This is a genomic window from Aureibacter tunicatorum (assembly GCF_036492635.1).
Lineage (GTDB): Bacteria > Bacteroidota > Bacteroidia > Cytophagales > Cyclobacteriaceae > Aureibacter > Aureibacter tunicatorum.
Genome location: NZ_AP025306.1, coordinates 220,316 through 243,418 on the forward strand (window position 1 = coordinate 220,316; position 23,103 = coordinate 243,418).

The 23,103-nt window shown below is 36.3% G+C and carries 13 protein-coding genes; 9 read left to right on the plus strand and 4 right to left on the minus strand.

From position 1 onward, the window contains the following. Positions 1-158: 158 nt before the first annotated feature. Positions 159-1,808 (minus strand): DUF4139 domain-containing protein, encoded by a 1,650-nt coding sequence (locus tag AABK36_RS20940; protein ID WP_309942311.1) that lies wholly within the window; start codon positions 1,806-1,808, stop codon positions 159-161. A gap of 166 nt (positions 1,809-1,974) precedes the next feature. Between AABK36_RS20940 and AABK36_RS20945 the strand changes: the two genes are divergently transcribed. The 8 genes from AABK36_RS20945 (at position 1,975) to AABK36_RS20980 (ending at position 7,218) form a co-directional block, all read left to right on the plus strand. Beyond that, positions 1,975-2,472 carry a hypothetical protein gene (locus AABK36_RS20945; protein WP_309942310.1) on the plus strand — a complete coding sequence of 166 codons (498 nt, stop codon included), beginning with the start codon at positions 1,975-1,977 and terminating at the stop codon, positions 2,470-2,472. Further along, positions 2,465-3,121: a transglycosylase domain-containing protein gene (locus AABK36_RS20950; RefSeq protein WP_338390343.1), complete on the plus strand. Its 657-nt coding sequence runs from the start codon at positions 2,465-2,467 to the stop codon at positions 3,119-3,121. Before AABK36_RS20945 ends, AABK36_RS20950 begins: the two co-directional genes overlap by 8 nt. Before the next feature lie 50 nt (positions 3,122-3,171). Then, positions 3,172-3,828: a hypothetical protein gene (locus AABK36_RS20955; RefSeq protein ID WP_309942306.1), complete on the plus strand. Its 657-nt coding sequence runs from the start codon at positions 3,172-3,174 to the stop codon at positions 3,826-3,828. A 190-nt stretch (positions 3,829-4,018) separates the two neighbouring features. Continuing rightward, a complete protein-coding gene (locus AABK36_RS20960) occupies positions 4,019-4,528 on the plus strand; it encodes a hypothetical protein (protein WP_309942304.1) in 510 nt (169 codons plus the stop codon). Positions 4,529-4,957: 429 nt separating this feature from the next. Then, positions 4,958-5,455, plus strand: coding sequence for a hypothetical protein (locus AABK36_RS20965; RefSeq protein WP_309942301.1), 498 nt, complete (start codon positions 4,958-4,960; stop codon positions 5,453-5,455). 118 nt (positions 5,456-5,573) lie between these two features. Then, positions 5,574-5,783 carry a hypothetical protein gene (locus tag AABK36_RS20970; protein ID WP_309942300.1) on the plus strand — a complete coding sequence of 70 codons (210 nt, stop codon included), beginning with the start codon at positions 5,574-5,576 and terminating at the stop codon, positions 5,781-5,783. 316 nt (positions 5,784-6,099) lie between these two features. Then, entirely contained in the window at positions 6,100-6,510 is a 411-nt protein-coding gene (locus AABK36_RS20975; RefSeq protein WP_309942299.1) for a hypothetical protein, read from the plus strand. Between the two features lie 174 nt (positions 6,511-6,684). Continuing rightward, the gene (locus tag AABK36_RS20980) at positions 6,685-7,218 is read left to right on the plus strand and encodes a DinB family protein (RefSeq protein WP_309942298.1); all 534 of its coding nucleotides are present in this window, start codon (positions 6,685-6,687) and stop codon (positions 7,216-7,218) included. Positions 7,219-7,246: 28 nt separating this feature from the next. On the opposite strand, the gene AABK36_RS20985 is transcribed toward AABK36_RS20980, so the two are convergent. Next, positions 7,247-7,945, minus strand: a complete 699-nt coding sequence (locus tag AABK36_RS20985; protein WP_309942297.1) for a LytR/AlgR family response regulator transcription factor — start codon at positions 7,943-7,945, stop codon at positions 7,247-7,249. A 1-nt stretch (position 7,946) separates the two neighbouring features. After that, positions 7,947-9,029: a sensor histidine kinase gene (locus AABK36_RS20990; protein WP_309942295.1), complete on the minus strand. Its 1,083-nt coding sequence runs from the start codon at positions 9,027-9,029 to the stop codon at positions 7,947-7,949. Positions 9,030-9,258: 229 nt separating this feature from the next. Here AABK36_RS20990 and AABK36_RS20995 point away from each other — a divergent pair, with 229 nt between their 5' ends. Continuing rightward, the gene (locus AABK36_RS20995) at positions 9,259-11,466 is read left to right on the plus strand and encodes a DUF5916 domain-containing protein (RefSeq protein ID WP_309942293.1); all 2,208 of its coding nucleotides are present in this window, start codon (positions 9,259-9,261) and stop codon (positions 11,464-11,466) included. Positions 11,467-11,727: 261 nt separating this feature from the next. Here the strand turns inward: AABK36_RS20995 and AABK36_RS21000 are convergent, their stop codons facing one another. Next, on the minus strand, positions 11,728-22,923 hold the full coding sequence (locus tag AABK36_RS21000) for a LamG-like jellyroll fold domain-containing protein (protein WP_309942292.1): 11,196 nt from the start codon (positions 22,921-22,923) through the stop codon (positions 11,728-11,730). Positions 22,924-23,103: the final 180 nt, after the last annotated feature.

Below are 23,103 nucleotides of genomic sequence, written 5' to 3' on the forward strand. Positions count from 1 at the left end.
TTTTTAAGTACCTAACCAAAATCATTTTCATATTTTTAATCCCAGAGAAATTTGATGAAACATCCCTCTATCCCCCCTTGAAAGGTGGATTTCGCTATTTTTTAAAAACAGAAAATTTATTTTGATCTATTATTTATAAAACTAAGTCGTGATAGCCTTTAATACCCCACACGTTCATTCTTTGGTGATTCAACTGTGTATTTGAAGACCAGCTTTTTGATTTCATTGGCTTGTAGATTCAAATCCCATGTCAACATACCTGTTGATTTGTCGTGATTGGCTCCGCTTAATTCTTCAGTCGTAATGATGATTTTGTCCGTCAATGAGACAGGTATCTGATCCTTGATTTCGATTTGTGCAGCGCTGTTCTTATTGTTCTTTACTAATATTTCCCAAGCAAAGACCTCCTTCTTCTTGCTGCCAAGGAATCTTCTGGAATTTGAGTCTTTGATCTGAGATCTTTCGACAGCGATATCCGAATCTTTTCCAAGACTGATGATATAGTCTTCGCCTATGGTGCCTTTATTCAGGTAAGTTTTGCCTCGGTACTGATCGCTCATATAGATATTGGCCTTGCCATTTTCAAAACCATAGCTTTCCCAGTTGGGTATTTCTGCGACTAAGAATACATTTTGTGAGTATTTGGGCACTGCTTTGTATTTGAATTCGGCTTTGATTTCTTCTTGTCTCAGTTGAACTTGTTGCTCAGTATCTTCTGACTGTATGTCAAATTTTTTCTCAAATGTAAACTTTTTGCTGATGGTGCTAGTGCTTTGACGAGCGGAGATATAATTTGTTGGTGCTTTGTAGACTTCTTCTTGTGATTCCCAATTTTCTGAATCATATTCTATGTCAACATCAAGATCTACTTCTATTTCTTCATTGATCTCTAATTCATCAGGCACTTCCACGACTCTACTTCGCATCATTTTGCTTTTGGAATAAGTAGGATAGAGGTTTATTTTCCATGGACTGATATGAGGCAGGTTTTCTTGGGACAAGGCATTGCCTGTTGAAACAGAAAGCTCAATGTTATTCCAATCATTGCCGGTAGTCTGAGAGACTTTGGCATTTTGGATTAATGTCAGTTCTTCTTCCAAAGATGAAAACCTTATATCATAGATCGGAATCCATGAGGCGTTTCTCACCGTATAGTTTAGCTTGACTTTGGTTGATATTGCTTGATCTGCATGAAGTGTTGCGATAATGGCTCCTTTATGGCGAAGCTGACTGACAAAGTTATTTAATTCACGTTGTTTAAAATTGAGCTCTTTTCGTAGCTTCTGTGATTCTCTTTCAAACTTTAATTTTTCCTCTGAAGCTTGCTTTAGTTTTTGACTATATAGTTCATAAGTAGTCGCTAACTGGTTGGCTGTTATCGAGCTGTTATTGCCGATGGATTTATTGGTTTGCAAGAAAGCGATCTTATCCGATGCTAATTTTATGGACAGGTTGATATCTGCAATTTTGATTTCGAGATCGTCGACTTCTTGGCTTAATTTTTCAATATGCGCTGGAAGCTTGTTTTCGGGATTATAGCTCGGGTTGAAATCAATTGAATATACGCTAAAACCTCTGCCCGCTAGCTGTATGCTTTCCATGTCCACCACATGGCTGAGTTTGTCAAAAATAATAGTGTTTTTGCCTTTGGAAAGCTGGATAGTAGCGTATCTGTCGATCGAAGCTCCCTGCTCGAACAAGTTGACATTTTGCACTTTGCTCTCAACTTTTGTTTCAATGTCTTGGGCGAATATTCCGTTTGATACTGTTAAAAGCGAAGCAATTAAGATGTGTTTTAATTTATTCATGTTCTTATGTTAAAAAAATGAAATATTTATACATTAAAATAATTCTTATTTGCAGATTTTCAAAAATATTTAAGATATTATGTTTTAGGCTGGATTGAAGCTTAGCTTACTGCTTAAGTTGATTTCAGAAAAGTGATAGTTGTTGATTAATGAAAGGCTTATCAATATGGTTTCAAAATACAAATCGACAATCATTGGGTTTTACTTTGCAATTCCGTCATTTATAATGATAATTGATGAGTTGGAAATTATTTCTATTATAGTGATAATAACTTTATTTCCAGTAGCTGTTCCATTAGAATTGTTAGGAGATAGGTTCTTTGATAGTCATGATTTAATTAGCTTAATAGTAGTATTGGTCTTGCTGAGTCTGTTTGTATTAACGACTTATTATTATTTAAAAAAACTACTTAAAGAGGGTAGTGAAGGAAAGCCGTTTAAAGTTCTTGGCTTATGGATTTATTTTATTCTTCTGCTATTTATCATCCATCCGTTGGTTTTTTATATATGGTCTATGATACATTCAGAAAGTGCCGGAGATGGTCAATTTATATTTGGTGTAATTGATACATTCCCAATCAGTAGTTTTCTGTTTGTAGTCTTGGGGGCAACTGTTGACTATTTCAGAAGAGTAAATACATTTGATGAAAAAATTAATGATTAGAAAAATTATCAAAATACTGCTCATAGTATTTCTGGCTTTGATAATTATCATAAGCAGTTTTGTATTATATATCGTTTATCAGCTTGAAACTTCGATAGATGAAGTATTATCAAAAGAACAACAAGAATGGGTGTATAATGAGATTGAAAATACTGAAAGTCTTCCAGATAAGTATATCGATACATTGGAGGAATATTACCCGGATAAGTTTAAGTATTCCTTTTGGGAGGTAGTTCTTATAGCAATAAAAAATCATTGGGTAGAAACCTGTCAATGTGATAGAGTGTTGCCTCTTTCATCTATACCTGGGAAGCGTATGGCGTGTCCCGATTACTATCCTTTTACAATTATATTTGATTTGAGAGAAAAAGTCATTACTCTATTTATAGAAGAGAAATTCACTCAACGCAAATGCTTCGAGTATTATATGAGTAAAACTTATTTCGGAGGAGCAACTATCGGAATTAGTAAAGCATCAAGAAAGTATTTTGATAAGGAGCTGGTTGAGTTAAATGAAAAAGAAATACTAATGCTTAATCTTATTTCTATAAGGCCTGCTCAATATCGAAGCTCCGAGAATATAGAAGAGTTGGCTGAAAAAGTAGAGCTGTTTATTGAGAGGCATCATAAGAGTAGAGGTTTGGATTAGGTCGGATGAACTCTCACATTAGCATCCAAAGGTTATATTGATTATTAAATATGAGAAAGAAAAAGTATAGACAAATTGGTGTTCACAGCATATTTAGTATTGGCTGCGGTTTTATTATAACAGTATTTCTTGGAATGTTTATTTTTGACTATAATAGTTTTCGAAAAAGATATACTGGCTACTCTTATGATGATTTAAAAAGTGTATCTACTGTAATAGATGATGTAGAAAGCTATAGCTTTATGAACTCTAATGAGTTGGACAGTGTCTTGTTAGACTCTATGCAGTACCTGAAAGTCAATTGTTTTACTTTGAAGCATAGTTCTGATTTGGACAAATTCATAAAATCATTGAGTGATACTGTATTGAATGATAAAGATAAAAGATATATGCGAGGTCAAATCAGCAATGAATTACTTCTATGGGACAATGAAAGGTTGGTGAATACTTGGTGTTTGACTCCTCGGGATTTTGCTCAAATCAATAGATCCGATACAGTTGATTATTGGGAGGAGTTCAGAGCAAATTTTGGTAATTATGGCCATCATCATTACTCTCGTCCTATCTTTAATCATAGTAAAACACTTTGTGTCATAGAGTATAGTTGGCAAGCAGACTGGTTAGCAGGTAGTGGTGGAATTCAGTTATATAAAAAAGTAAACGGGAAATGGCAGTTGTTAAAAGAAATGAATTTATGGATTAGTTGATATTATTTTGATTATAAGAGTGCAGTACATTTGTAATTTGCATTTTTTTCATAAAGCTTGTAATGTGTTTTGAATATATGCTGTTGAGTACGAATAAAGAATTATTTCTAACAAGAAACACAAGCTAAGGCAGATATAATAAAAAAACGCTATAATCTTCAGGAATATTTAAGGGATAACATATAAATTTATGGCAGCTGACACTATAGTTTTATTTGAGAATAAAAATTATAATTTTAATCTTTTAGATAAGCTTAGTAAACTATCTATTAATGAGAATTATTTGGCAAATTTTAATGTGACAAATTTTAAAGATTTTGGGTGGAAGCGAATCAAGAATAATACAATGTCATATTATGATTTTAAAAATAAGATTGATGATTTACTCTTAATTGAAAAGTATGGCGATTATATTATATTAAAGACACCTATATCCTATCTAGGTTTGTCTTGTGATAAAAAGTTACAGAAAATCATTACCGATTTGTCAGTTTCATTTTGTAGACTATTTCAAGTTAAAGAGTGTGTTATATCTAATGATTATGATTTGTTTTACATTAACCTAAATGCAGAAAATATAAATTGCATTGAATATTCAGGTAGTTTCACTGATGATTTATCTGAATTGGTTATAATTAATGAGAATGAAGTACTATTCTATAAAAGCTTTTTATTTAAGATTAATGACTTAACATTTTAAATCCAGAGTAAATTCTTGTTATCTATTTGGATTTATTATGTTCAAAGTAGAACATATGATGTGTTTATTTGAACTGTTTAAATTTCTTTAGTACAGCTTGTTCAAGTTTGATGATACTATTGTTTTAAATTATTAATCATAGATATGAACCAGCATTAAAGCCCATATAATAGATAACATAGAGTCTGATTGATTCTGAATTTTTACCTAGTCAGTCATGTTTTTAATCGCAAAGCCCAAAAAAACTTATCTGCTAGATTTGGCTATGTTTCTAGATATGTTGTGATCTATTTGTGCTTTATTGTGGGGGGAATTATATAGTATTGAGCTTTTTTAACACTGCAAAAGGAATCCCAATGTATGAAGTGGGTGCTGTAAGCCTAGAAAATAAGATTAGAAATAAAATAAATGATCTTAAAAGAACGACATATGGAAGAAAAGAAATTTCAAATTATCTATTGGATTAAAGTAATCATAATATCTATGTTGTCTTTAAGCTCCTGTTCAAATAAAAAAATAAAAAAAGTGGTTGACGACTTTTCTAACTATAGCTGTTTTTTAACACTAAATATTATAGCTCAAAATTCAAATGAATCAGCTACAATTGTTATTAACAATGCAGATTTTTATATACTTTTATCAAATAGCCTAGATATAAATGATTATAAAAATGAAGTCTATAATTCTATCTGTCATGGAACGAGTATTACCGTTTCAAAAAAACAATTTATAGAGTTAGAACCATATATGTTGAAGGAGATGCCCATTTGTGAAAAATCTGAAAAAATTTTAGAAACATACTTCAAAAATAGTAGCTCAATTAGTGGGCTTTATAGTGAAAAAAGGCAAGATATTATATATTGTTTATCTAAGGATAAGATTTTCACTTATGTTGATGATGAAACAGGGTTTCTTGTTGTTTATTAACACACTACCTAGCGTGGTGCATGTGTCGTTTGTGTTTAATTTATCACAGATGTGTAGTCTGAATTAACTGATAAGAAGCTATGTATGCAAATTCCATCATGATCGAAAATCGGTCGGAATGAATTTTTTTGACTTTTTTGTTGTATATGAAGATGTTGAATATGCTATGGGATTTTTTAATTCTACTCCGACAACTAGCATTGAAATAGGTAATATTATACAAGGAAAAGAATTAGTAAACGGGGATAAAAATGGAGGAAAAAAGTTTGTTATGTTTTTAATATCTTTAATCCCTGCAGGGGTAATAATTTTTTCTATACTTATTTAAGTAAATATAAAAATAATCCTTTCATCATTAAAAATGAATGGCATGTCAAAGTATCAATATTATTTTCTAAAGTAATGATTTTTGTAATGTCTACCCTGCTTTTAATTTGTTTATTAGTACTATTATTTTGGTCCCTTACTGATGCAAATGTATAATTTTTTTAATATATAAAGATTAATTAGAGTTGACTTCAAAACTAGTGAAGATTTGCAGCCTGGTTTAGCAGAAGTGAAGCTATAAAACACCTTATTATTTGATGTTTTTTGTTTGATCTTATAACTTTAATGTTAAGTATTTAATTTTTAACTATATATAGATGATTGAAGAAAAGTTAGCAGTAATAGTTGAACAATTTGATTCATTTGCTGACGCAGTGTTAGTCAATTTAATATTTGATAATAATTACAAAGATTATCCCGTAGAAAAAGATAATATTCGATTGAAATTCAGATGTTTAATTAAATCTAATAATTACAAATATGGAGTGGTGGAGCTTAACTTCCAAGAAGTTGTTTTTTTTAAATTTGTACAAGAGTTTCCTGATTCTACATGTGTAGTTGATAAAGCACTAATAAATCATTGTAAAGGTGAAATAACTTTTGACTTTTTTCCATCTCTATCAAGCGAAAGAGTGTTGATTGAGAATGATGATTCTTGCTTTAAGATAAAATGCAGAAATATTGATTATTCTGTAATTAAATTTGAGGTTAATGAGCTTGGTTATTAATAGACTTTATGTGATTTTTTGAATAGAAAATACTAGTTAGTAATTTCTTATTTTCTGCTGGTTCTGCAAATCAATATTCATTTTATATCCCACGCGCCAAAAAGCTCATAATCTTCTCTTTCAAGTTAATTTTGAATTTATTACCTTGAGATGTATGAAAATGTGTTTGGCGATATGAGAATTTTAAAATCATTAATATTTATACTTCTGATGACTATTTCAACTCAATCTTTTTCAGATATTATTGAGCAAGAAACTTTTGCGAGCCGATGGCTAAGGACTAAGAATTATACCATAGAAGTGGCCAAGGCTATGCCTGAGGACAAATATGCATATCGACCAGTCGAAAAGGTCATGAGCTTTGATGAGGAGCTAAAGCATATGATGGAAAATTTTGGAAAGCTGAGCAATTTCATGGGCGAGAATGAAGGGCAAGAGATTTTGGATCAACTGGTCGATTGGGAAAGCAAGGATAAGACGGAGAAGTTGAAAATCGTCGCTGACTGCTTCGACAAGGTTGGAGCCAAATGGACCAAATATTCGGAAGATGAATTGAATGCCATTGTGCCGTTTTTTAAAAAGGAGATAAAAATGACGCGTCAGGGTATATTCGAACTGATGAATGACCATATCGCTCATCACCGCGGCAGGTTGACTTTGATGCTGTCCATGAATGAAATTCAGTCGCCGAACTATGTAGGTTGGTGAAATATATTGCCTTGATCCACTAAGAGCTCTAGTTGATCAAGGTATTTTCTATTTGCGTTTTGTAGTTATCTCCTATAGGTATTTCGATATCATTGATTTCGATATCATGTTTGGTAAATGCGGTGATTTTCTCTTGATTGATGATATAAGATCGATGTATTCTAAGAAAGCGTTGATCAATTTTCTTCTCAAACGAAGAAATGCTGTATTTGACCAAATGCTCTTTTTGAAGAGTTTTGATTTTAATATAATTCTTTAAGCTTTCGATGTACAGGATTTCACCGAAGTTGACTTTGACTTTCTTACGGTCTTCGTTGACAAAGATATAGTCTTTTTCGCTCTCTTCATTTTCACTTTCTGATACGGATAAGCTTGGCTGGGAAGCCAGAAATTTTTCTATTGATTTTAGAAATCGAGGAAAGGTAATGGGCTTTAATAAATAATCTATCGCTCCGACTTCGAAGCCTTCTACGGCATAGTCCCTGTAAGCTGTCGTAAAAATAACTTTAGGTTGATGCATGAGATTGTGATAAAAATCCACTCCGTTGAGCACAGGCATTTCAATATCCAAGAAGATCAAGTCAATTTCATTTTCTGCTAATACTTTTCTAGCTTCAATGGCGCTTCTGCAGGATGCTACCAATTTGATTTCCTCAATATTTTCCAAATGGCTTTCTATCAACTGACGCGCGAGCGTTTCATCATCGATGATTATGCATTTATACATGTTAGTGTTTTTTGAGGCTTAAGTTTACGATGAAATTTTCGTTTTGATCATTGATTTCCAATGAGTAATTATCATTATATAAGAGGTCAAGTTGCTTTTTTACGTTTTTAAGGCCAATATTTTTTTTCTTGGAGGCAGAGATATCGTTTTTTGGTTTTGAATTAGAAATTTTAAATATAATATTTTTTTCATCTGATTCAATCAAAATATCTACCGTGGCAAGCTCTAGTTCTTGGCTGACTCCATGCTTGAAAGCATTTTCTATAAAGGTTAATAATATCAGCGGCGCAATTTTAACGGGATTGACAACTTTGTTTTCAAATGAAATATCGACACGGCCTTCATATCTGACTTGCTCCAAGGCCAGGTAATCCTCGATCATCTTTGTCTCTTTTGATAGCTCAACAAATTTGTCATCGTAGCCATAAAGCAAATAATCCAAGATATTTGACAGGTGTTCTATGACTTTTGGCGCTCTGTCGGATTTGGCGACAGTCAGCATGTAGAGATTATTAAGCGTATTGAACAAAAAGTGAGGATTGAGTTGATGCTTGAGCGCTGAAAGCTCGTTTGTTTTCTTTTGCTCATTCATGGTCGTCATTTTTAATTGTTTGTCGTAAAATGTAAGCGCGACAAGAAAGAGCAGTGGTTGCAGATAATGCAAAGGCATGCTGGAAAGGATGCTTTTCGGATAGAAAAGCCTTTCTAAATAGCTCAAATGGCCATTTTGGCTTAAAAACGATTCATAGCAGGCAGGAGAGGAAGGTTCTAAATAAAATATACGAGCGGTGACATACATCGCATTGATAATAAAAAGCAATACTATCGACATCAAGATGAATTTACTTAGCTTTTGATGCTTTTTAAACCTCGGAATGATAATGTAGAGAATGCTGTACCCCAATATTATCTCCAAGCTGACATGAATCAGATAGGTAGTATACAATACTTGGGAATTGTCAAATTGCGAACTTGAAGAAGTCACATAGAGCATATAGACCAATATCCAAAAGATAATATGCTTATAGACGGTTTTTATTCCTGCTAGCTTATAGAGGAACTCATTGATTGCGCTTTCTTTCAAAGTGTATGTTTTGTTGTAGTTTGATTTTAAATTTAAATACTTTTCGATGCAAATAAACATTAAGGTGACGAAAGATTCATTTTAGTATACAAAAAGCTTTTTTGAGATTATTTATGGATATTTTATTATTTATATCCATGTTTTGACCATATGTCCTCATTATAATAATAGCATCTCATTTCAATATAGATTGGGTGAAAATGAATTTTGAGATGAAAACTATAATGTAATGATGCATACTCTATTTGCTCTAATTAAAAAAGCAACGTTTGTTATTCTATTAAGCTTTTATGCTACTGTATCCTTGGCTCAAGAAAATAAAAGCATATTCAAGTATGAAAGCGATATTGCTATGGATGGCAGGCTTGATGAGCCTGTGTGGCAGAAGGCTGAAGTGCTAACGGATTTTCATAATTTTTTTCCTAATGATGAAGGTCTTGCGGATGAAAAAACAGAAGTAAGAATATTCCATGACGGCAAGCACCTTTATATCGGAGCTGTGTACCATGATAATTCCAGCGAACAAAAGTTAAGCACCTTGAAGCGAGATGTTCACTTCAATACTATTGTCAGAAGCGATGCATTTGGAATCGTAATTGACCCTTTCAATAAACAAAACACTGGATATTATTTAGCACTAAATTCCGGGAATGCTCAACTTGATGCACTTATAGATGTGAATGGAGAGGGCTATGGAATGAATGAGAGTTGGAATAATGTGTGGTATTCAGAGACATATTCTGATGGCAATAAGAAGTATTTTGAGCTTAAAATACCTTTTTCTTCCATCAATTATGATGTAAATAATCAGGAGTGGGGCTTTCAGTTTTTTGTCCGGGATTTTAAAATCAACAAGTGGATGACTTATACAGACACGCCTCGAAATAATTTACAGTTTGACTTGAGGTACACGGAAACTTTCAAAGTGCATGATATACCGACATCGAACTCTTCCCGCTTGGTGCTGACTCCTTCTGTAAGCTACAATCACTTGAATGATTTGTCAGAAAGTTCAAAGAAATCTAATATTACACCGAGCTTGGATCTGCAATATAATCTAACATCTTCTCTTAAATTAGACGCTACTATAAATCCTGATTTTTCTCAAGTGGATGTGGATCAACAAGTGATTAATGTGACTCGTTTTCCCGTCAATTTTCCAGAACGACGTAATTTCTTTTTAGAGAATAGCGATTTGTTTAATAATTTGGGAGCGGAAGGAATCAACCCTTTTTATTCAAGAATTATAGGCTCTGATGCGGATATGACTTTTGGACTTAAACTATCCGGCAATGCAAGCCCGACGACTAGAATTGGTGTTTTGAACGCGCAAACAGAAAAAAACAAAGAGACGGGTTTCTCCCAGAATTATGCTGTGTTGGTTGCCAATCAAAAGTTGTCGAAAGAGTTTGCCTTTACGGGCTATATGGTCAGTAGACAAGAAGTTCAAAAGCTTCAATTTGGAGAGGATTATAACAGAGTGTTGGGCTTGAATCTAAATTATATCTCAGAAAACAATAAATGGTCGGGTGTGGCTAATTATGGTAAGAGTTATAATCATGACTTATCTGGTGACAATGATTTTATAAATTTAGAAGCGACATACAATACTAGAGAGACATTTATAAGCGGAGCTGTTAGTTCTATAGCTGAAAACTATATAACGGATGTGGGCTTTACACCTCGTCTTTATAATTATGACGCAGTCATGGATACAACTATTAGAAAAGGAAGTGTCAATACATATTTTAACCTCCAAAAAAATGCCTATCCGAAAAAGTCCAAGACATTGGATAGATATAGATACCTTTTTTACAGCAATGATGCTTTTTGGAGTCACGATGGCAGATTGACGGAAATGACGAATAAAGTGGGAAATACGATTTGGTTTAAAAGGAATATGTCAGCCTTGTATTTTTACATTAGTCATTATTACAATGACCTTCCGTATCACTTTGATATATTGAATAATGACAGACCTATAGCTCCGGGAATATATAATAATCTGGAATTACAACTGGGCTATAATAATCGAATGACTAATAAGAATTTTTATTATGGGTTTTTGCTTTATAATGGAGGGTATTTTAATGGAACTAAGGTAGGGGTAGAATCAGAGATAGGTTATAGACGATTGCCATTAATTCACCTAAATGCAAAGCATATAATGAATAGAATTGATTTGAATGAATTAGGAAGCAGTACTTTTCATTTATTTCAGTTTAGTGGTGAATTATTTATTACAAATCGATTGAACTGGACTACATATGCTCAATATAATACGCAAATCGATAATGTAAATATTAACAGTAGAATCCAATGGGAGTATAGGCCATTGTCATATGTTTACCTGGTTGTAACTGACAATTATAATGAACAAATGAGGCGAAAAAATTGGGGAGTGGCTTTAAAAATCAACTATCGATTGACGATCTAATAATCGATAGTATAAAGTTAAAGAGTTATGCGTATTTAACGTGTGAATAAAGCTTCTAAAGAGAAAAAAGAAGGCTGTCTTTTGTAGACAGTCTTCTTGAGTTATTTAAGTACCTAACCAAAATTATTTTCATATTTCTATTTTCAGAGATATTTGATATAACATCCCTCTGTGTCTCCCTTCAAAGGGAGATTTCGCTATTTTCAAGCTTGAATTTTATACTTAAAAATAGGAAATTTATTTTGAACGACTACTTAAGCATTACTTTTTGAGTAATTTGAACGTTTTGGAATTTTGGCCTATATCGATTTTGACAAAATAAATACCTGTTTGAAGCGCTTGGTTGTCGCTTCCTTTTCCATTCCATATTAAATGAATTCTACCTTGAGCGCTTGCGTCTATGGAGAAGTCTTTAACAGGCTTTCCTAGCAAGTCGCTGATTGAAACAGAGGCTTTTGCGAATTCTTCTTTTTGGAAAATGATATTGACTTCATCTTCAATGATTGTAGGGTACACTTGCGTGACAATATGCTTGTCTTCATCAAATTCCAACATCAATGGCGACATTGTTGAGCCGATGTGTTGGTTTGATTGCCAAGCGATTTGATTGGATGCTTGGGCAATCTCTCCATTCGCATCAATAAGTCTGAATGAAATCTGATCATTCTCATTAGCAAACATATTGACAAAGAACAAGGTGCTTTCCAAGCCATTGACTTTCTGCGCTTCAGCGTACCCAATGCATCTATCGCCTATGAAAGCGCCTAATATAGACTCTTCGTCAAGACTGGCTTCATCCGTTGAAATGATAGCGGTCATCGAATATTCAGCATCATTAGGCTCAATGGACCAGACAGAAGAAGCTCTTGAGCTTTCTTTTTTTCTTGTGGAAACTCCTTCGAACATGCCCGTTTGAGGATAAATTAACTGAGCGTTTCCATTGGCTGAATAAAGCATATAACCTTCGCCTGTTCGCATATAGTCAAGATTCCCTATCCAGCCATATTGATCATAGTATACGCTGAATGCATGTCTGCTTTTGACAATATCACCATTCTCAGGAGAAAGGCTTGCCAAGGCATCTGATACCATCATATCCTTGCGAGGCAGGTATCCGATTGTATTCCAGCCTTGGTGTATGTCCAACGGATTTTCAGAAGGATCAACAATTTCTCCTTGATAAGAGAAAGAAGCAGGAGCTGACATTTTAATGAAATAACTTTCATATACATTCACAGTATCCAAGGTTCCAACCAAATCGGATTGCAGTGCCGAATATTGGGAGAATATGGCATTGTCGACATCTTTGATTTGCAGCATTTTGGATTTTAGGTCGCTAGCGAAGAAATCATTAATATCCGGTTGATCAGGACTTAGTCCAAAAGACACCCAGTTCCAGCCTTCTTTAAGTTGATAATGTTGTTCGTAAAGGTCTCTCGCTTCAAACTCTATCGGCGCAGGAACTGAGCCTCTCGTGCTGTTGGATTCGAATGCATGGTTGGTAGGCGAAAGTTGACTGCGAATTTGTCCATGGCTGGCATCCCACATTTTGAATTCAATAGCATCAGTTTCGCTAGTGTGACCATACACGGTCATGAAAGCGATATAAAGATCTCTGCTTGGCACGTATTCCAATTGAGCAACACCTCTCGTTTCACCGTTTATGAAAGCGGCAACCATGTCATTTTCATCTCTTGAGATAATTCCGGCGACTTTTAGCCTGCCGATATATTGCATGGATACTTCAAAACTGTCGGCTGCAACCTTCCACTCTGGAGCAGGCTTGGAAACATTCACACTTAAGTCGAATTTTTCTTTGTAACCTTGGTCTCCTGTTAAAATCAACTCTTGAGCATAATTTCCGACAGGCAAGCCTTCGGTTACTTCGAAACGAATAGAAACTTGCGATTGCGGATCAATATTTCCAGCTTCTATGTTTGCGTATAGCCAATGAGGCATGTTTTCAATTTGAAACTGTTCGATTTTTCCGGATTTGTTAATCACAGTGTTCTCAAAACTTATTTCTTCTCCGAATGGAATATTAAGCTCTAGCTTCTCATTCGACCATGCAAGTCCATTTTGATCGAAGTAAGCAGTCCAAGTTTTAGCGCTATTCATTGTATTGCCATAAAGGTCTTCGATTTTATCCACGCCGATTTCCAATATCTGCCCTTCCACAAGCGAAGGATCTATCGCCAGGTCAAAGACAATTTCTCTTTCGTTGGCTACATAAGTGAAAGGAATGTCGATGATTTTATTGGTAGGATTCACCACTGGTACTTCGGCAGTGAAGTGATCGGCTTGAGGACTAATGGTAAAGCCATGAGTTTGACCATTGGCAATGCTTTCTTGAGATTTGGTAATGCTTACAAGGCCCATAGACTCTCTGTACGATTCGAAAGTGAAATTCCTAAGCAATCCAGCTTCATCACCGTCCAATGCCTGCCTCATATAGCGTCTGATCTGCGTAAGGTTTCGTTTTACATTCCAAATACGCACTTCATCGATGACACCCTCAAATGCTTGATCAGTCTCTATCAATGTTCCATTTTGCCAATATCTGCTGCCCAAAAATATTTTAGCGCTGGCAAAACCTCCGAAATCATCTTGTTGGGCGATGACCATTTCGCCATCCATGTAAACTTGCACTCCTTCCAATTCGCTTTTGGTCATGGCGAAGTGGTGCCATACTTGATCATGGTAGACTTTTGCAGAGGTCATTTCGATGCCTCTGTTGCTTACTACCAGTTTTCCTTCCTCATTCAAGCTAACATTCCATGATTCTGTATTGTAATCATCTGCCGTTCCTTTGCCATTTGAGAAAATAGTTTGGTTGACTGAGGATTGATTAGCTTTGAACCAGAATTCGATCGTTAGGTCTTGTGTGGAACTGAATGCTAAACCATCCATGTAAAGCGAGTCTATGGATGCTAGATCGTATGCAAATCCAGTATGCGCTAGGCTCCATGCCGCATTCATTTCCGCATGGCGGTTTTTAGCTTTGTCGGTTACAATTCCATCTTCCAGAATATCCATAGGCCAATACCCTTGAAGATTTTGCTCGCTGCCTGAAAGCGTGTAGAATTTTTGCTCTGCCAAATCAGCTCCTGTTTTTACCTCTGTCCAGATTCTCAGTTCATGAAGCTTTCCTTTGAATGGATTTTTGGCTTCATATGATTTTTCACCCATGAGCAAAGGTCCTTCGGCTTTGAATTCTTCCAATAGGTTAGCGACTCTGTACAATTCGCTGTTGACAAATAGCTGCACTTTTTTAGACTCATCGTCAAAGATTGCGGCATAATGATTCCATTCGCTGGAAACATAGTCTTTGTCTTCGGAAAGTATCATTGCTCTCTCTCCATTTATGCTGAAGTAGAAGTCGCCATTGGAAGTGAATCCACTTTCCCAACTGGCTTCCGTTTGTTTTCCTTGAGACAATACGACTTGCTTTTGACCATTCTCATCATGCTGAGCCCAGAACTCTATAGTCACAGATTTGTCTGAAAGGTTAGGTCCGAAAGGCACATAAAGATTTTGTTTGATTCCGTCAAAAGAAACGCTTACATCATGGTTGACTTCTTGACGATTCAATGAACCTTTGATAGATAATTGTCCCGTGGTATTGATTAAACTTTGGTTGATGTTTTCGTTGAAAGTAATGCTAAGCTCATCTCCGATGGAATATACCTCATCCGAAGGCTCTGGCTTGCCAATTACTTGAAGAGGCGATCTGTCGATAGCTCCATTTACGGCATCTGAATAAGTTTCAGATAATTCGCCGTCTGTGAAGCAATAGCTGACAGCTCGTATGGAATAATTTCCGTCAGATAGCGCATCAATCTCCCAGTCGAAAGACAACTCATTGGCATCTTGAGGGATCCAAGATTTTTCTCCTTCGTCATCAGCTTCCAATATTCCATTTTCCGAGTAGTAATCCAGACCTTCTTCCGTTTTGACTTTTCGATAAAATGGATCTGTGATTGGCAACCAATCATTTTCGCCTTCGGCTTTGTATTGCAAGATGATTTTCTCAAGACTGTAATAGTTGATATCATAATCATCAGCTTTCACGCTCATATTGTCTCCGTCATTCAGGTTGAAAGTCCAATTTTGCTCCGGAGCGGAAATGCTTGCCTGAGTGCATGTTGGAAGGAATGATGCGGATAGATATAAGGTGTCGGCTATTTCAGAAATGTCCGGGTTGTCGGCTGTTCCAAACCAGTATTGGCATTGAGCATGAAGCACAACCATAAGGCTGTCATATTGCAGTTTTGAGCTCCCTCTTTTGATGCTTAGCTCTTTCTGTAACATAGTTCCGGCAGGCACGCTGAACGGTCTGTTTGGGTTTATACCATCGATTTTAACAATAGCGCCGTCAGGGTTGCTTTCTTCCAATACTTTGAGATCGAATACTCTTGCATCTCCTGATTCGCTTAGATTTGAAAGTTCAATTAAGAATACAGCTTCTTGGTCATCCGGCACATTGTTGATTTTATGATGTTTCAATCCTCCGTTCACAGAGATTCGAGGCACATCTCTTTGCAGAGTTGGAGAGCCTAAACTTGGGTTATCTTCAAACTCAGAGCTGTACACTACTTTTTCTTCCGCTTCATGAGGACAAGAGCTGATTCCTCCTTGTGAAATGAATACTGGTGATTGAAAATCATAGAAGGTTTCGCCCATAAAAACTTCATCCAGTTCATTTTCGTCGTATTTGACATTTTTGTGCAATGCTTCTAATATGAAGCTCGTCGCAAAGTAGTCAGCAACACCGCCAGTCACTAAGCTAAGCTTGGAAACTATGGCTGCTTTGGCAAGATTGGCTGTTACCAAACCTATCGCTTCCCAGTCGTTGCCTTGCTTGTTGTACAAGTCTTTGGCACTGACGATTCTATTTTCATCGAATATCTGCCTGTTGAACTCAGGTTTTGACACTTTGAAATTAAAGCGGTCTCCTTGATCAGGATCGCTGAAGGCAAAGCCCCATTTGATGGACTGCGATTCGCTGTTGCCGATCTCAAATGAAGATTCTTTAAGTTTCAAGAATTTGTTCTCTAGTTCATATCCTGTCCCTAGTCCAACAATGCTGATATTTCCTTCTGATTTGGAATAGAAGTAGCTGTTGTAAGAATCTGTAAACTCTTTATTGTAGGCATTTTCAATAGAGACTTCTTTTTCATAGCTGATTTCCGCACCGCCATTGACAGAAAAGTCTCTAAGCAGATTTTCTGTGTTGCCATTGTCAAATTGCTCTTTGATCAAATGCTTATAGCTTTCATTTTGCCTCAAGGCTTTGACCCATTCCGAGATTTGGATATTGACGATGTGAACGGAATCCATGCTGAAATTATCGGTAGGAGAGAAGGTATAGCTTGGTCCGTCATAGCCATCATTGCCTATTTCTACATCAGGAAAATCAACAGCATTGTCACCAAAAGCTTCGCTGTCATTGCTTAAGCCGTAGTAGTCGTCCTCTTTGTTTAGTTTAGAAACATAATTGCTTGGGTAGTTTTCCAAATAGTTGTTTCTTACTTTCATCAATTGAGGCACTATATAATGCTTGATATGGTTTTGATTATAAGCAAAATAGGTTTGGTCTGAAGGTTGAACTCCAAGCACTTTCTTGGACTCTATTTTATACTCTTCTCCATCTTTTATAAGTTCGATGGAAATAGATTCTCCGATTTTATAGTTTTGAGCATAGCCAACGAACAAATCCGCGCTTCCTCCAACTGCGTCATCTTCGGCGCTGGTTTGAATCGTTTCTGTTGTCGTCGTTGTGATCGACATGGTTTTGCTTTTGCTTTGGTTGAGTTGTCGCTCAAATCCAGTTCCAGAAACATTTTCAGATTTCATCTCAAATAAGTTGAGTGTCACGCCTGTGAATGGAACTACAACCACGACAGATTTTTCAAATTCGGATTTAGCTCCCGCCTCGAATGCGCTTTGAGAGCCTTCGGTGATATTGATGTCCGTGTACTCGGTGAATGAAGCACCTTGCTCAATATACGCGTAGCTGTTTGAGCCCGGAGGATCTCTAAGTATCCACTTTACTTTGTCAGGTCCCGCTGTGACAAAATTTCCATTAACTTGTGTAGTTCCTAATACATAACCTCGTTGGATATTGCTGCCTCCATTATCCCAAGGATAAATGCCTGAATCTGTCGAAAGATCAATAGCCATAGATTTAAGGAAATCGCCCTGAGTATTCGGTTCGCTTACATGAAAACCGTAAATGAACTCGCTGTAGTCTTTGCCTTCTTCTTGACTTAATGCATAAGTTTGAGTCAATCCGTTGCCGATCTGGTTTTGAATGATCACTTCTCCCAAGACAGGATAATTGAAAATTTGCGGCGAAGCATTGTCCAAGTTTTGATATTGTTCAAATGCTCGGATAGTGTAAGTCATGCTATCATAAGCTGAGTATAACGGATAGTCAAGATTCAAGTCATTTACATTCAATGTGTCTTCTCCTAAAATAATAGTTTCAAGACCGACAAGCGGAGAGCTAAGATCCATATTTTGAACCGTTATCTGAGGAGATGCTGTATATTTGAAGTTCAGTTGCTCATGAAACTCCAAAGTATAACGAACACTGTCCACAGATTGGTCGCTATGATTTATCACATCTTCAGAAACCAACCACTCCATATTTTCTAGCGTATCGTAGTGCGTTGGAATGCTGGCATTTTTATGCATTGTCAGCGAAGTGTTTGTAGGCGCTGATAAAGGAATATCGCTTAACTTCAAAAGCCTGTCATCAGCATCCGAGAATGTGAAGATTCCATTTTTTGAAGCGACTGGAGCTATGGCTATATAGTCTATTGGCAACAATTCAATGTAATACTCGCCATTGGATGACTGAGTTTCCACCGTTTTTGCAATACTTGCGTAGTTGTTGTTTTGCGGCTTGAAGGTAATATTTGCTTGTCCGATGTTATTGACACCTTCTCCAAATACGATTTCCTTGGAGTTTTCTTCTTGTCCTCCAACGACCTTTCCAAGCATTTTGATTCTTGACACATCTTTGAACTCAAGCGTGTACAGGTTTTCTTGAAAATTATGAATGAACTTGCCTTTGTCTTCAATGCTGTAGGATATCACATCTTGGCCATAGATATCTTGAGTAACAATAGTGTTACGGAATATATGCCCTTCTTTTTCTACCGTTAATGTATGCGCGCCTATTGGAACCTGAAGCGTAAAGGCTCCATTTTCATCAGTGATCACTTGCTCGCCTTGCATGAACATAATCTCTCCATCCACTTTCACTATTGCATCAGCAACTGGAATATTCAAGGATGAGTTGTCAGGGTCATTGTCTTCATCGATAGTAACTGTTCCTGAGATTTCAAACGAGGAAATGTCTTCGAAGTCAATGCTGTTGATAGCTCTGCTTCCGTCTCCTATGAATACGACTTTTGAGGAAGGGGCAAATTCATGTATTCCTTTGGATGGAGTTACTTTGAATGATTCTCCATTGCCAGTATATCGAATACCATAGACAATGTGATTTCCATATTCGTCAGTATACCCATTATATCCAAGTTGATCAGGTGTTGGCAAGAATGAATTCTTGATATGCGTTCTTGATGTAGCTGTTATCTGCGAATGAATTTTGTTATAAATATTATCCTCAGAACAAGATTGATCATAAGCCATGTCCCCAATAGCCTCGTCCAATGAGTAATAAAGCACAAGTCTGTTGTCTTCATTACTCATTACTTTGCTGTGATCCAATTCTATTTCCTCATTGGTTTTGGCGTAATCCCAAAGTCTGATTTCCTCTGCGCTTCCAGATAATTTCATCAATAGATTTAAAACTGGATTGGCTTTGGCTATTTGCTTGTTCACTGCGTTGATCCAATTGGAGTTGTTGGTAGTGGTAATCAGATCTCCATCTTTGTAAAGTTTGAGGTCTCCAGTGCTTGTATTGGAAGTGATCGTATATTGATGCCATTTGTTTTTTGCGGATGGAATGCCAGCGTCAATACCATTTCCATAAGTTGTGGCGAATTTCATATTTTGATCATATCCGTATCCTGACAACAAGCGACTGTTCTCGCCTTCCAAATGAACGATATCATATCTGATACTACCTGCTGTGCTCTCAAAATTCAGCCAGATTTCAAAGGTGAAATTTCCTTTTAGCGTATTTAGTACTTTTGTGATATGCTCCTGATTTTGGATAGTCATTTTTCCATTGCTTAGCTTGAGAGCAGAACCACGATCATCACCGCTTACGTGAGTAACTCTGATTTTGGCATCTCGAACTTCTTGTCCGCCTGAATACTCTACATGTCCGGATACAACTCCTCTTGGCGTTCTAAACCCAACTTGCTTGTAAGAGCTTACGGTATTCATCTGACCATTGCATGGTATGATAGCGTCAATACGATATTTGTAAAGCTTTCCTGCTTGACAAGTTCTGTCAATATATTGATGGACTCCGCTACTGACTCTGTCTATCATAGTCCAATTTAGATCATTGTCATTTTCAGAATCAAAAAGGGCTCTATAGATTTCGAATTCTTGTACAAGCCTTTCATTTTCGTTTTGCCATTCCAAATCAACATAATCCTCAAAGTATCCATATGTTGTGATTAGGTTTTTCGAGGCAGTGAATGTATTGCTGATATTATTGGATATTAGTATTTGGTCAGTATTATGACTTGGGCTATTGTCACAATCATCATTCATTGTGAAGGTATAATAGTACGTTTCACAGTTGTTTAATCCTGCTTCAGTATCATGATATATGAATTCAGTGTCCGTAAGAGTTACAATATTGGGATCATTGGAAAGATCACGATTGTAAATAGACCTTGTCTGGGTTTGCGAACCAGAAGTAATGTTTACTCTAACGACGCTAATATCCTTGATCGCCGTTTTATCTCCTCCGCTTAATTGAATTCGTGTTGTAATCTTTGAATTCTGCTGATCATAATTGGCAGAGCTGCTGGTCATGGAAGGCATTATTTTCATTGTGCCAGCTAAAGTTGTCGCGTCTTTGTCGATGATGAAAACCTCGTCGTCAAATTTGTCAGTGTCATTGGCTCTTAAGTCAGAGCTGATGATATCGTTTTGATATGTATATTGATAAGCCGCTTCAACTTGAGTGTCTTCATATGTTGTTTGAGTAGTATTCCCCAAGTAAGCATATTCGCTTTCCACATTTTCTTTTCTTCGGTTGATTCGATAGGATGCCGTTCCATTGAAACCATTCGGAATAGTAAAACTATTGAAACGTATGCCAATTCTGTCACATGCGTTAGCACTGATTTCCGTGTCTGAATTGGCAACCAAAATAGGAGTGGACTTGGTTAGCCAGCCATCTCTATTTTTCAATTTAGTTTTGATCGTCCAGATCTCACCTGCGCTGCTTGAAGAAAAATCATCGGGGGAGATTTCATCTACTTTGACTTCAGTATCTTCTCCTTCTTTGCTTAAATAAAATTCGAGAATGTTGTCGGGAAGCCCTTTGCCATCGAATTCATAACCTTCAGAAGAGCTACCAATTAATTTGGTCTCGTCGATTTTTTGTGATTGATTGACAACATAGGGGTAAAAGCTTGAATTAATTCTGCCTATGTATGATTTCAAAATTAGATTATGAAGATTTTTGATAAATTCATCATTAGGGCTAGTGTTGATGATGGCTAAGTTATAGCTTTTTGACCCATCGCTTAGTATTTCCGAATCATTTTTGTTGAATTCGAAAGTGTAAGTCGTGCCATTTTTTTCATATTCCCATCTTGTCTTATCACTATCATCATGGATTTGAGTTGCGTATTTAGGCGCATTATCTCGATCTACTTCTCTTAAAATATTGCCACCACCACCGAAGACGTAAAAGAAATCTCTGTAAGGATGTTCTTTAGGTGACTTCCATGTGAGGTATACATTGTAGTTTGCACCATTTTCTTGAATATCAACTTCAAATTCATTGGGTTGAAAAATTCCTTGATCAATAAAATATGCACTTTCTGAAAATCCGCCTTCTACTCCTTTGGCTTTAAAAAAGTTGGTGTTTGCTAAGTATTCGAAGAATCCAGATGTTGGTTCAATATTGTCAATAGTTAGTTTATATTCTCCAGCATAGCCATTTTGCCCTTCAAAGGAAAAGTCAAGTTCCTCATCAATTTTATATGTGTTTCTAATCTTACCTGTTGAATTAGCATAAGGCAAAGTGCTTGAAAAGTTGCTTCCTGAAATTGAAAATTGGTACCTGTCAAAGTCATAGTTCAATGTTCTAGGGAAGACTTCATTTGATTGCTGCCAAGTGTAAACAGCTTTTGCCTTGCCGTTGGTCTGCGTAATGGTGAGTTTGGGATCTTCAGGCCTGTGCCAATAATCCAGCTCAAAATCCAAGGCAATGGATTCACCTCCTCCTCTTTCGTAGTCGTTAACATTTTCCGCATCAGTTCTACTTGGCTGAATATTAGCTCCTTTAGCAACGATTGTTGTCTGATAAAAATTATTGAACAAGCTGCTGTTGGTACCTACATTAGAGACAGTTAATGTGTAGCGAATTCTATCCGTATTAAAAACAACCGGATTGATGCTGTAATTGTAGCTCTGTCCCGAATAATTAAAACTGCCTCTGGTATTAGGTGATGTTACAAAAGGCTCTTCTGAGTCAGATTGCCAAAAATCGATATCAAGGGCTGTTCCTCCGATCTTAATCGTATAGTCGCAGGTTCCGTAGTGCAGGTTTTCAGGAGATTCCCACGAGTATTCCATCGTTTGGTTGGAATAGGAAATTTTCGGTTCATCAGCGTTACTGATATCTTTATTTGACTCCGAATAAAAGCCATTGCGATAGGGAATAGTGGCAATACCTGTTCTAAATAATACAGCATCGTCGTTTTCATCGGTAATAGTACCGTCTTCATTTTCAAAATATCCGTCAGGGTAACTTTGCAATGCCACCCCAAGGTATGCACCTTTGGATTTTAACTCATCGAAAATCTTCTTGTCGTCAAAAACAATGGCCAACCTTTTAGCTCCAGTTGAAGAACTTGTGAATCTGCCGATTTTCGCGCAAGAGGTCTTAGCTCCTAAACTGATACAAACTGTTTTGTTTCTGTGATTATAAAGAAATGATTCTTGTTCGTCATCAATAATAAAACGTGGAATAAAGTTGTCCAAGCTCTCAATTCCATCATTTTTAAGACTCAATGTGATTTTATACTGATTGTTGCTATAGTAAACAGCGATGGCTTGCGGAGGATTTAGAAATGCTTGATTGTCAGACCAATTAAACATTTTAGCTTCCATGTCTGCTAATTGCGGTTCGTTGGGTTCTGATTGCCAACTCATGCCTCCGGTCGCGTAACTTCGCGATGAGGCTAAGGCCATTATCATAAAAATAAGCGCCTTTAATCCTTTTTGAAAAGCTTGATGGCTATGCATCTTGCTCGTAGGCCAGTGTTTAGGCCTGTAATTGTCTTTCATAATAGCGATTTTTGGTTTTGAAATTATGTTAAGGTTTGGTGTTGTTTATTTGAAATAATTTCACACTAAAACCATATTTCAAAATTCTCCAAAAGTCAGTCTTTTTGCTAAAAATGAAGGTGGACAAAGAAAGGCTCGGAATTTCCAAAGTGGTGGACAAATGGTAGACAAGCCCCAAAA

Bases quoted from the DNA above. Each gene is read 5' to 3' on its own strand.
- AABK36_RS20940 (WP_309942311.1), bottom strand. From the start codon at position 1,808: ATGAATAAATTAAAACACATCTTAATTGCTTCGCTTTTAACAGTATCA.
- AABK36_RS20970 (WP_309942300.1), top strand. From the start codon at position 5,574: ATGAATTTTTTTGACTTTTTTGTTGTATATGAAGATGTTGAATATGCT.
- AABK36_RS20985 (WP_309942297.1), bottom strand. From the start codon at position 7,945: ATGTATAAATGCATAATCATCGATGATGAAACGCTCGCGCGTCAGTTG.
- AABK36_RS20980 (WP_309942298.1), top strand. From the start codon at position 6,685: ATGAGAATTTTAAAATCATTAATATTTATACTTCTGATGACTATTTCA.
- AABK36_RS21000 (WP_309942292.1), bottom strand. From the start codon at position 22,923: ATGAAAGACAATTACAGGCCTAAACACTGGCCTACGAGCAAGATGCAT.
- AABK36_RS20955 (WP_309942306.1), top strand. From the start codon at position 3,172: ATGAGAAAGAAAAAGTATAGACAAATTGGTGTTCACAGCATATTTAGT.
- AABK36_RS20960 (WP_309942304.1), top strand. From the start codon at position 4,019: ATGGCAGCTGACACTATAGTTTTATTTGAGAATAAAAATTATAATTTT.
- AABK36_RS20965 (WP_309942301.1), top strand. From the start codon at position 4,958: ATGGAAGAAAAGAAATTTCAAATTATCTATTGGATTAAAGTAATCATA.
- AABK36_RS20975 (WP_309942299.1), top strand. From the start codon at position 6,100: ATGATTGAAGAAAAGTTAGCAGTAATAGTTGAACAATTTGATTCATTT.
- AABK36_RS20950 (WP_338390343.1), top strand. From the start codon at position 2,465: ATGATTAGAAAAATTATCAAAATACTGCTCATAGTATTTCTGGCTTTG.
- AABK36_RS20945 (WP_309942310.1), top strand. From the start codon at position 1,975: ATGGTTTCAAAATACAAATCGACAATCATTGGGTTTTACTTTGCAATT.
- AABK36_RS20995 (WP_309942293.1), top strand. From the start codon at position 9,259: ATGATGCATACTCTATTTGCTCTAATTAAAAAAGCAACGTTTGTTATT.